The organism is Proteiniphilum sp. UBA1028, assembly GCF_002316955.1.
Taxonomy (GTDB): Bacteria; Bacteroidota; Bacteroidia; order Bacteroidales; family Dysgonomonadaceae; genus Proteiniphilum.
The window spans coordinates 3,612-15,994 of sequence record NZ_DCEN01000059.1; the positions used below are offsets into that span (position 1 = coordinate 3,612).

The window sequence follows — 12,383 nt, forward strand, 5'->3', positions numbered from 1 at the left end:
CACAAATGGATGAGATTATATCGTATCTGTAATAAATTGTATCTTGTATCGATGAAACAAAAAACTAGAAACGAGATTCAGCCACAGCGACTAAAGTCACTCGATGCTCTGAGAGGATTCGACATGTTCTGGATTATGGGTGCAGGTGAGTTTTTTATACTGCTGGGCTCTTTAACCGGATTACCCGCTCTGCAGTGGTGGGCAAACCAGATGACACATATAGAATGGCATGGTTTTCACGCATATGACATGATCTTTCCTTTGTTCCTTTTCATTGCCGGTGTCTCATTTCCCTTCTCTGCACAAAAGCGTTTAAAGATGGAAGATGGAAGGAATTCACTTTACAGGCATATTTTTAAGAGAGGGTTGCTACTTGTGCTGATAGGTATTATTTACAATAACGGTATCAGCTTCGATTTCGCAAACCTGCGTTATGCAAGCGTTCTGGGACGAATTGGACTGGCATGGATGTTTGCCACATTGATTTTCATGAATACGAAAAAATCAAAAACACGTGTAATCTGGTTCTGGGGTATCCTGATTTTCTACTGGCTCCTTTTTGTACTGTTTAAGGCACCTGATACTGGAGATCCCGATCATTATTCAATGCAGGGAAATATTGCAAGTTATATCGACAGGCTTCTGTTACCGGGACGTTTCTGCTGTTTTGAGCTGGGAGATAACGAAGGGATATTGGCTCTGATCTCCGCTACTGGGACAGGATTATTAGGTATTCTGACAGGGGAGCTGCTTTTAACAAACCTGAAACCATTAAAGAAAGTATTGTATATGGCTATTGCAGGTGTTATCCTTATGATAGCAGGTCAGTTATGGAATCTTGCCTTCCCTATTAATAAAATACTGTGGTCCAGCTCTTTTGTCTGTTGGGTTGGAGGTATAAGCCTGCTTTTGATGGCTATTTTTTACCTGATTATTGACGTGTGGAGGTTAAGTAAGTGGTCTTTTTTCTTCGTCGTGATAGGGATGAACCCTATTACAATCTATCTTGCTAACCGTATCATACGGTGGGGAAATGCAAATGAATTTTTCTTCCGTGGTATTGCTGAACTCTTTCCCGAAACTTGGGCTCCCATTGTCATGTCTGCAGGATATATAACCATAGGATGGGTGTTTCTTTATATCCTCTATAGGCGAAAAATATTTCTTAAGATATAAGTCTATCCTCTGATTAATCTTTTTTTGAAACTCATTTTTCGCAAATTATGAATATATTACTTCGTTATTTTTCTAACTTTGCCAAATGTGAATTACAATCTATTGATATAATTTTCAGTTATCTGAAGTCTTAAAACATATTATTTCGAAATGCAACAAAACAATCAATTATCACGGAGAAATTTTCTAAAAAGTTCAGTAGTAGCCGGAACAATAGGAATATCCGCTGGAATTCCGATTCTGAGTTCTTGCTCATCTCAAAAAAAAGATAAAAAAACCGGGTTAACACTCCCTGTATTACCAGATCAGGCACCCGATGGAAAAGTTCTAAAAGCCGGATTGGTCGGTTGTGGTGGACGTGGTACTGGTGCTGCAATAGATTTCCTGAATGCAGGGCCAAATCTGCAGATAGTGGCTCTTGGTGATGTCTTCCAGGATAAGATGGATGCCTGTAGGGAGATTTTGAAAAAGAAAAAAAATGTGGAAATTCCTGATGAGAATTGTTTTATTGGTTTCGACAGCTATGAGAAAGTTATTGATTCGGGAATTGATATAGTACTGTTATGCACACCTCCACATTTTCGTCCTACACATGTAGAGGCCGCTGTGAACGCAAAAAAACATATCTTTATGGAGAAGCCTATTGCTGTTGACCCCACAGGTGTAAGGAAAGTGCTGGCAGCAGTAAAAAGAGCTGAATCACTTAATCTGAATATAATCAGCGGGACCATTCGCCGTTCACAGAAGGACTATATGGAGACCCGACGAAGGGTATTAAACGGTGAAATCGGTGAAATAACCGGAGCAAACATTATCAGGAACGGGGGAGCCTTGTGGTTTCGCAACAGAAGGCCGGAATGGACAGATATGGAGTATATGCTAAGAAACTGGGTAAACTTCTGCTGGCTGTCAGGAGATCATATTACAGAACAGTTCATTCACGAGATAGATGTGATGAACTGGTATTTTGGGCAGTACCCTGTAAAAGCTACCGGTTGGGGAGGGCGCCAAAGAAGGGTCACCGGTGATCAGTACGACTTTTTCAGTATCGAATATCTTTATGAAAACGGCATGCGAGGACATTGCGCTTCACGTCAGATAGACGGGTGCAGTAATGGGAAAGTTGAGCAGATTAATTGCTCAAACGGTTATGCAGACGCATCCGGAAAGCTGTATGACCTGAAAGGAAATATTGTTTGGGAGTACCCTTTACCTGCTGAAAATGACAACCAGTCGGAATGGAAAGTGACCAATCCCTTCGTTCAGGAACATATAAACCTGGTCACCGCAATAAGAACAGGGAACACCATAAACGACGGGGTTGACCAGGCTTACTCTACGCTTGTAACCATTATGGGTAGAATAGCAGCATACACAGGAAAAGACATAACCTGGGATGAGATATTGAATTCCGAGTTATACCTGGGTCCCAAAACTTACCTTATGGGTAAAGTGGAAAACATCCCCGAGACAATTCCTTTGGCAGGTGCACCTCACAAAGAATAGCCTATTTCAAATATTTCAAAGGAGACTGTTTTTAAAAGCCGGACAGTCTCCTTTTTTTATGTGCATTTGGGCCCGGCTTTTTTCTGGTTTATGAAGCAGCAGAAACTTTTGAACTTACTTTGAAAGATTTATCCCTTTGCTGGCTCTCCAAGCATGACAAACAAGGAGATTTTTGTACCTATCTAGAAAGATTCAAGTATGCTTTTTCTAAAAGATGAAACAGTCTTTCATTTATTTAACAAAAAGTGTACTTAAAATTTAACACCTGTTACTTTTACTCTTTTTTTATTCTTTATCTAACTTTTCATTCTTTTTTCTCCTCAGAAAACATTATTTTTACAAAGTTAATTTTTCACATACCTATAAGTAATTAAATTTTATAATAACAATGACCACCAGAAGACATTTTTTAAAAACTATCGGTGGAGTTACATTGCTGACAATTGTGCCCCGGAATGTGCTGGGGAAAGGGATGATTGCTCCCAGCGATGAACTTACCAAGGGAATTATCGGCGTGGGAGGAATGGGACGCGGTCACATTTCCTACGATAACACACGTGTTGTTGCTATGTGCGATGTCGACAAAAATCACCTTACCAAAGCAGCTGCAATGGTAAAAGAAAAGATCAACCTCTATCACGATTTTAGGGATCTTATCCTTGATAAAAACGTTGATATCGTTCACATTGCTACCCCACCCCATTGGCATGGAATTATGTCGGTTGAAGCAGCAAAGGCAGGAAAAGATATTTTCTGTGAAAAGCCGATGACAAGAACCATAGGAGAAGGGAAACGTGTTAGGGAAGCAATAGCACAACATGGTAATATTTTCCGTCTGAACACCTGGTTCCGCTTCAAGGATCAATTTTACGGCCTTGGCACCCCGGTAAAGCCGCTAAAAAAACTGATCGACAGCGGGCTCTTAGGATGGCCTCTGAAAGTGACCATCAGCAAACATACCGGTTTCGACTGGAAATTCTTCTGGGTGGGGAAAACACACCTTGAACCACAGCCTGTACCTCAGGAACTAGATTATGATATGTGGCTGGGGCCGGCTCCCTATAAGCCATACAATGCACATCGCGTTCACCAGACCTTTCGTGGTTACTGGGACTACGATGGCGGAGGATTAGGTGATATGGGACAGCACTATATCGACCCCGTACAGTACATGTTGGGTAAAGACAATACAAGTCCGGTTAAAGTGGAGGTTGATGCACCTCAACAGCATCCCGACGCAGTCGGCACATGGCGTTCAATCACTTACACTTATGAAGACGGCTGTCAGATCATACTCTGGGGTGGCGATTACGGAAAACCTGACACCCCCTATATTTCAGGGCCAAAAGGAAATGTTTACAAAAACTTTGTTTGCGATATCCCCGACTGGGAAAAGAAACTGGCTGCATTCCCCGAACCACGCGAACAGAATACTAATTTCCTTGAGTCTGTTCGAAACAGACAGAAGTTTGCACTGAACGAGGTGAACGGGCACCGCTCATGTACTATCGTGAACATGGGTGCTATAGCGCTTCAACTAAACAGAACACTGCAGTTTGACCCGGTAAATGAAATGTTTGTCAATGACGAAGAAGCTAACAGACTGATTGATCAGCCTATGAGAGCTCCCTGGACTATATAATCTCTTAAAATAAAAAAAGATGAAACATATACGATTTATCATATTTTTTCTGAGCCTTCTGATAACTGCCGGAATTCAGGCTCAGACACCGCAAGGCAGAACCGATGCTACCATCATCGCCGATGCACTGGCCCAACTGCCGGCAGACACCCCGAAGAATTACAACCAGATTATTTCAGATTTAGTCTCCACCGGTGAAAAGGGACTGCTGGAAATTATAGGAAGGATGAATCCTCCCGGAAAAGAGAGTAACGAAGTGCTGGATTACGCCATTAGCGGCTGGACCAGCTTTGTGGCAAACGACTACAACAAACGGTCAGTGGCTGAAAAAGCATTCGGAAAGGCACTCGCCCAACCTCTCGATAAAGAGGTGAAGGCATTCATTATACGCCAACTCAGAAAAATAGGAACTGACGAAAGTGTAAACGTATTAGCCGATTTCCTTACTGACAGCTATCTCTCAGACGATGCGTCGCAAGCGCTGGTAAGTATCGGAACAGAGAAAGCACATGATGCTCTACTGATAGCTCTCTCCTCAGGTGGATCGGATGAGATAAGGCTCAACCTTGTTAACGCCATTGCCCAGACCGATTACCAAAAAGCCGAACCGGCCCTGCTTAGCCTGTTAAGCAACAGCACACAGGAAAAAATGGAAAAAGTAATTCTCAATGCATTAGCCAATGTGGGGTCAGAAGATGCCCTTGAACCATTAAGAGAGGCAGCGGCAAAGGCCGGATTTGCATATAATAAAAACAGTGCCACTGCATCATATATCAAATTACTTGACAGGCTCAACAACGGCAACCCCAAACTGGTAGAGAAAGAAGCAAAGAAGCTACTTTCCACTGCTTCCAGACAGAATGACACGGGACTGAGGAGTGCTGCCATGCAATTGATCCTGGCACAGGAATCCACGAAAAAAGTGAACTTATTGAAGAATGTTATTAAAGATGGTGATATCACTTATATAAACGCTGTGCTCAACGCATACCCTTTTCAGAATGATAAAAAAGCGAATGAGCTGATATTAAAGGAGCTATCCTCTAACAAATCGACCCAGATACAGACAACCCTTATCTACTGGTCTGCAGAAAACAACGGAAAAACAGCCCTTCCTCAAATCATAAGGCTTGTAAAATCTTCTGACAAGGAAGTGCAAAAGGCTGCAGCTCATTCTCTTGCAAGAATCGGTGGAGATGAGGCTCTTATTGCATTAGCTGCCCTGCTAAAAAGCGATGATAAAGAGACAGTTACACTAACACAAAATGCTTTATCAACCTTTGACGGTGATATATCTTACACCCTTGCATCAGTTTTTAACGAATGCGGAGATGAGGGGAAAAAGGCAATCCTGCAACTTATTGCAAACCGCAAAATGGAGAGCCAATACAATCTCGTTTATAATCAGATATTTACTGGCAATACAGTAGTGAAAACCGAAGCTGCAAACACACTGAAAGAGGTTGTAACTGACAGAAACCTATCTGACCTTTTCACCCTGCTTGAGCAGTCCGATGCAAGCTATGCACCCGCAATACGGCAGGCAATTAATGCGGCACTCAACTTTCTTCCGGCGGATGAGCAACTGAATCTGGTTGCCGGAAGAATGGGTAAATCTGCCAACAAACACCTCTATTACAGCGCCCTCGCAAACAGCGGAACCCCGCAGGCAATGGATCTTATTTCCAAAGCATATGGTAAAGAAACCGGTAAAAATAAAAGCGCTGCTTTTGAAGCACTTGCCGGATGGAAATCGTTTAACGTTGTTTATCCTCTTTTGGATATAGCAAGAAGCAGCAAAAACAATCAGGAACTGGAAAAGGTAACCGATGCGCTTGTTTCGACAATCGCCGGATCTAATAAAACAGGTGCCGTTAAATACCTCTTCCTGCGCGAAACGATGTCATTTGCCCAAAACGACAAACAGAAGAATGAAATTATTAAACTGATGGGCACTACCGCCCAATACCAGGCAATGCTTTTCGTTGCTCCCTATATGGAGCAGCCTCAAACAAGCGAGACAGCTGCTATTGCGGCAATGAATATTGCAATTAACAATCCCTCTTTTGCCGGCACAGAAACAAAGAAAATACTGGATAAAGTAAGTCAAACACTTCAAAATCCCGATGCAGACTATCAGAGGCAATCCATCCAGAAATATCTCTCGGAAAACTCACAGGAGGGAGGATATATTTCTATCTTTAATGGGGAAAACCTGGACGGATGGAAAGGATTGGTGGCAAACCCGATCAAAAGGGCAGCCATGAACAAGAAAGAACTTACTCAGGCACAGCAGAAAGCAGACAAGGAAGCAGCAGAAAGCTGGATTGTTGAAGATGGAGTACTGCTCTTTACGGGAAAAGGCGACAACCTCTGTACCGAGGAACAATACGGCGATTTTGATATGCTAATAGACTGGAAACTGTATGAAGGGCCTGAACCTGATGCTGGCATCTATCTTCGCGGAACTCCGCAGGTACAAATATGGGACACAGCAAGAGTAAACGTAGGTGCACAAGTCGGGTCAGGCGGGCTCTATAATAATCAGGTGAATCCCAGTAAACCACTTAAGGTGGCAGATATAAAGGTGGGTGAATGGAATACATTCCGTATCAGGATGATAGGCGACCGCGTTTCGGTGTGGCTTAACGGCCAGCTGGTAACTGACAATGTCATTCTGGAAAACTATTGGGATCGCAGCCAGCCGATATTCCCTGTTGAGCAAATTGAGTTGCAGGCTCACGGTAGCAAAGTGGCATATCGCGACATCATGATCAAAGAACTGGAACGCCCTGAACCATTCAAACTCTCAGAACAGGAGAAAAAAGAAGGGTTTGAGGTACTCTTCGATGGTACAAACATGCATCACTGGACAGGAAACACCACCGACTATATTATGGAAGATGGAGTGATAGCAGTATATCCTGGTAAGAACTACAGCGGAATCAACCGTAACCTCTACACCAAGAAAGAGTATGATAATTTTGTCTTTCGTTTTGAGTTTATGCTCACACCCGATGCCAACAACGGGCTGGGGATTCGTACTCCGATGGAAGGTGATGCTGCCTACCAGGGTATGGAGCTGCAGATTCTCGATAATGAAGCACCCGTTTATAAAGACCTGCAGAAATATCAGTATCACGGGTCGGTATATGGGGTGATCCCAGCTAAAAGAGGCTTCCTTAAACCGACAGGCGAATGGAATTACCAGGAAGTTATTGCCGATGGAGACAATATTAAAGTAATACTGAATGGGACAACAATCTTAGACGGAAATATTCGTGAAGCTGCCAAAAACGGAACGATAGATGGCAGAGAGCACCCGGGACTTTTCAATAAAAAAGGACATATCGGATTTCTGGGACACGGAACGGTTGTGAAATTCAGGAATATAAGAGTAAAGGAGTTGTAGATCTTTAGTATAATATCAACATTAAGATTTTATTGTGCCGGAAAAGATTATAAGTTGCTTTTCCGGCACAGTTTTTTAGAAATTGCTTTGTGACAGAAACAACAACCAAGTGTTTTATTTAATGATTGCTTATAATATATTGGTTAAAGGATAAATTATCATTGCGTTAAACTTTACTGAAATACAACAGTGTTTCTTGCTGACTCTCATTGTATTAAAAAAGTATTTAACTAACCATCAAGAAAAATAACCTATAATACAATTAAAATGGAAAATTTAAAAACATATCTGCTTGAAATATTTTTTTTGTACATTGCAATAGCAGCTCAGACAACACAATCTAACTATCAAATTCCATATCGGCAGTAAAGAAGCCCATATGATTGAAATAATCGCAAATAATTGATTTGATCATTACAAAATAAAGTTTTTTGACTGGGTTTTTTAATTTTTTAAATAAAAAAACCCAGCATCAGCAACGAAATACAAAATTTTCTTTATAGTTTTGTATATGTTGAAATATGCCTCCAAGAATAGTTACATTTATAAATCGATATAAAACTGATCACTATGTCCACAACAGCTAAACTGTATTCTTTAAGACTAAGCAACACGAAAACCTATCTATTCGCTGCTGTTTTTATTGCAGGAAACCTTCTGTTACCACAGCTGGCACACCTAGTTCCGCAAGGTGGGTTTATATTTTTGCCAATATATTTCTTCACCCTGATTGCCGCTTATAAATATGGCATTCATGTGGGACTACTAACAGCTATCCTGTCACCCTTGGCCAACAGCTTACTATTTGGCATGCCCCCGGTAGCTGTACTTCCAGCCATAATGATCAAATCGGGCATTCTGGCTGTCGCTGCAGCAATGGCTGCAAAACATTTTGGGAAAGTGTCTCTATTAGGCATTTTGATTGCTGTCATAGCCTATCAGGTTATCGGAACGGGTATTGAGTGGATAATGACTCAAAATTTCACCGTTGCTGCTCAGGATTTCCGTATCGGTATTCCCGGAATGATTATCCAGCTTTTCGGCGGATATTTTGTGCTGAAAGCACTGGCCAGAGTTTAAAATGATTGAAGTAAAACCTTTCGAAGAGGTTATGAAAAAGTTTCGCGAGATAGAGTTCCGCGAGACTTTCGATATGATTGTGGCAATTGCCAACGGGGGTGTAATACCTGCTGCAATCATCAATCAGCGTTTGAACGTAGAAATACAACTGTTAAAAATAAACCTGCGAGATCCCAGCCAAAAGCCTAAATACGACAGCCCGGTACTTGTCTCTCCAATAAATTTCGAATATAAGGATAAGACAGTGCTATTGGTTGAAGATCGTATAAAAACAGGTGCTACAGTAGATTTTGCTATCAATCTTTTACATGGCGCCAGGCAGATAAAAACCTTTGCCGTGAACGGCAGGGCTGATTATTCGCTATATGACGAATCATGTTTCAGATTTCCCTGGATTGTATGAGAAGAATCACCTTTTTTATTTTTTCCTGCTTATTAGTGCCCCATACGCTGCTGGCGGGAAACGGGTACACCGATAACGAAGAACTGAATGACACCATTCGCCTGGATGAGGTGATAGTTACGGGTAGCATACCGAAAGTAAATCTGCGCAATGTACCCATGAGTATTTCCATTGTCGGAGAACAACAGATACGAAACCGGCTAGAGCCATCGCTGCTTCCCATACTTACGGAGGAAGTGCCCGGGCTCTTCATCACACAGAGAGGCGTTATAGGATATGGTGTGGCAAATGGCGCCGCTGGCGGAATGAGTATCAGAGGAATAGGGGGAATGCCTACATCGGGAGTATTGGTTTTAATTGATGGCCATCCCCAATACATGGGACTTATGGGACATCCGCTGGCGGACAGTTATCAATCAATGATGGCGGAACGTGTGGAAGTAGTCCGGGGCCCCGCTTCTGTTCTTTATGGCTCCAACGCTATGGGTGGCGTGATCAACATCATAACCAAAAAGCAACAACAGGAGGGACTTCAACAATCTGCCCAAACTATGTACGGCAGCCACAACACGTTTAGTGGAGAAGTAATGAACGGATGGAGGAAAGAGAGGTTGCAACTTGTAGGAAACATCGGATACAACCGCTCTGACGGTCATAGGGAAAACATGGAGTACAGGCAGGTAAACGCTTATGGAAAGGCTGGTTATCAATTATCCGGAAATTGGTCGGGATTTATCGACCTCAACCTCTCTAATACTAAGTCATCCAACCCGGGATCGATCTCCAACCTGATGATCGACAATGATGCCGATATTTTACGGGGAGTAGCTTCTGCTGTTTTGGAAAATGAATTTACCCACACATCGGGAGCATTAAAATTCTTTTATAATTTCGGCAGGCATGAAATAAACGACGGTATCTCAAGCCTTTCATCCTCTCTGCCGCCTGACTATCGTTTTCGTTCAAATGACCAAATGTTTGGATTTTCAGTCTCTCAGTCCTATTCTTTTTTTGAAGGAAACAAGACAACTGCCGGACTCGATTTTCAACGCTTCGGAGGAAAAGCATGGAACAAATTCAATGACAAAGTGAATAATGAAGAGTTAGCAGATGTTCACCTCAACAATCAGGCGGGTTACGTGAATGTGCAGCAAACTTTACTGGATAAATCACTTACAATAAACACAGGCATCCGCCTCGATCATCATGAAATAAACGGTTCAGAATGGATACCTCAGTTTGGAATAAGTTTCACTCCTTCATCTCCCACAGTAATTAAAGCCATCGTAAGCAAGGGATTTCGCAATCCAGCCATTCGGGAGATGTATATGTTCCCGCCGAAAAATCCCGGTCTGAGGCCGGAACAACTCTGGAATTACGAACTATCGTATCTGCAAACTCTATTGGGAAACAGATTTAACATAGGAGTAAACCTTTTTTACATAAATGGTGATAATATGATACGTGTGGAACCGGGTATCGGTAAATGGAGCAATACCGGAAAAGTAGAAAACAAAGGTTTCGAGATAAGCTCTATTTACATGGTTACCAATCACTTGCGACTCTCGAGCAACTACAGCTATCTCTATATGAGACATAAGATTATTGCTGCTCCTGAACATAAGTTGTATGTGAGCGGAATATATACCAAAAATCGGTTGAATTTTTCTACAGGCATGCAATATATTGGTAATCTGTACAAAGCCGTCCGCCCTGAACATATAAAGGAAAATTTCCTGCTTTGGAATGCTCGTGCTGGATTCAAGGCATCAGAGTGGCTTAATATCTTTTTAAAAGGAGAAAACCTGCTTGACCAGAAATATGAGATCAATGCTGGATATCCCATGCCTGGAGCTACAGTTTCCGGAGGGTTACAGGTGCAGTTTAAGTATATTTAAAAAAGCAGGTAAACTTTACGCAAAGATGATAATTACAAACGAAAATCATTTTTATGCTTATAAATTACAAAGATGAGCCCCCTGTAAACAGCCTCTTTTATTGTAAACAAACCAATATAAATATTGATATCAATAATATATAAATAATTATTTATATATTAGTGGCTTTCGGAGATGACTCAAAGATTAGTAAATTAACAAAACCAAAATAAATTAGATTATGGACAGACGGAAATTCTTACGGGCGGTAGCTCTTACAGGTGCTGCCCTTACTACAGTAAAAGAAGTGGGTGCGATGAGTGTTCTAACCCAATCGTTCGAAACTACCAACGCAGCCTCAAAATACGATTTGGTGGCAGTAATGGGAGATGAACCCGAAAACATGTTCCGCAGGGCGATTGCAGAAATAGGTGGAATGAAAAATTTTATCAGCAAAGGCGACAAGGTTTGCGTGAAGCCCAACATCGGGTGGGACCAGCCTGTTGAAATGGCAGCCAATACCAACCCAAAACTGGTTATGGAAATTATCAAACAATGTTTCGACGCCGGTGCTTCGGAGGTTACAGTGTTTGATCACACCTGCGACGACTGGCGAAAATCATACACTAACAGTGGCATTGAGGAAGCAGCAAAAAATGCAGGTGCCAAAGTGGTTCCCGCCCATCAGGAATCATATTACAAAACAGTCTCACTGCCCAAAGGGAGAAGCCTTAAAACTGCAAAGATTCACCAGGCAATCGTGGATAGCGATAAATGGATAAATGTGCCTGTACTCAAAAATCATGGCGGCGCACAATTAACTATCTCAATGAAAAACTATATGGGGATTGTATGGGATAGAGGTTATTTCCATGCAAACGACCTTCAACAATGCATCGCTGATGTATGTACATACGAAAAACGGCCGGTCTTAAATGTGGTGGACGCTTATAGATTAATGAAAACAAGCGGCCCTAAAGGAAAATCACTCTCCGATGTGGTTCTCTCAAAAGGGTTGTTTGTATCTCAGGATATTATTGCCGCCGATACTGCTGCTGCTAATTTCTTCAACCAGGCTCGTGAGATGCCTATAGAAAAGGTGACCCACATTGCCAAGGGACAAGAATTGGGTATTGGTACTATGAATCTTGACAATTTAAACATCAGAAGAGTACGAATGTAATTCCGTCTGTTTTTATTTAGAGTTGTTCGGCGTAATAATCCGGTAATATCAACCGGATTATGTCTCTGCGTATAACCGAGAATGGAAGGAAGGAAGGAAGGAAG

The 12,383-nt window shown here is 42.0% G+C and carries 8 protein-coding genes; all 8 read left to right on the plus strand.

Going from position 1 to position 12,383, the window contains the following annotated elements:
* Nucleotides 1–51 precede the first annotated feature (51 nt).
* The 8 genes from B3Z75_RS10595 to B3Z75_RS10630 all read left to right on the plus strand — a co-directional run bounded on the left by B3Z75_RS10595 (nucleotide 52) and on the right by B3Z75_RS10630 (nucleotide 12,279).
* A complete protein-coding gene (locus B3Z75_RS10595) occupies nucleotides 52–1,176 on the plus strand; it encodes an acyltransferase family protein (protein WP_238841664.1) in 1,125 nt (374 codons plus the stop codon).
* A gap of 150 nt (nucleotides 1,177–1,326) precedes the next feature.
* Nucleotides 1,327–2,682: a Gfo/Idh/MocA family protein gene (locus B3Z75_RS10600; RefSeq protein ID WP_286834222.1), complete on the plus strand. Its 1,356-nt coding sequence runs from the start codon at nucleotides 1,327–1,329 to the stop codon at nucleotides 2,680–2,682.
* A 388-nt stretch (nucleotides 2,683–3,070) separates the two neighbouring features.
* Entirely contained in the window at nucleotides 3,071–4,324 is a 1,254-nt protein-coding gene (locus B3Z75_RS10605; protein WP_238841662.1) for a Gfo/Idh/MocA family oxidoreductase, read from the plus strand.
* A 19-nt stretch (nucleotides 4,325–4,343) separates the two neighbouring features.
* Nucleotides 4,344–7,736 carry a DUF1080 domain-containing protein gene (locus B3Z75_RS10610; protein WP_286834226.1) on the plus strand — a complete coding sequence of 1,131 codons (3,393 nt, stop codon included), beginning with the start codon at nucleotides 4,344–4,346 and terminating at the stop codon, nucleotides 7,734–7,736.
* A gap of 570 nt (nucleotides 7,737–8,306) precedes the next feature.
* Entirely contained in the window at nucleotides 8,307–8,816 is a 510-nt protein-coding gene (locus tag B3Z75_RS10615; RefSeq protein WP_286834229.1) for an ECF transporter S component, read from the plus strand.
* 1 nt (nucleotide 8,817) lies between these two features.
* A complete protein-coding gene (locus tag B3Z75_RS10620; RefSeq protein WP_286834231.1) occupies nucleotides 8,818–9,219 on the plus strand; it encodes a phosphoribosyltransferase in 402 nt (133 codons plus the stop codon).
* A complete protein-coding gene (locus B3Z75_RS10625) occupies nucleotides 9,216–11,117 on the plus strand; it encodes a TonB-dependent receptor plug domain-containing protein (RefSeq protein WP_286834233.1) in 1,902 nt (633 codons plus the stop codon). Before B3Z75_RS10620 ends, B3Z75_RS10625 begins: the two co-directional genes overlap by 4 nt.
* A gap of 220 nt (nucleotides 11,118–11,337) precedes the next feature.
* Nucleotides 11,338–12,279 (plus strand): DUF362 domain-containing protein, encoded by a 942-nt coding sequence (locus B3Z75_RS10630; protein ID WP_238841658.1) that lies wholly within the window; start codon nucleotides 11,338–11,340, stop codon nucleotides 12,277–12,279.
* Nucleotides 12,280–12,383: the final 104 nt, after the last annotated feature.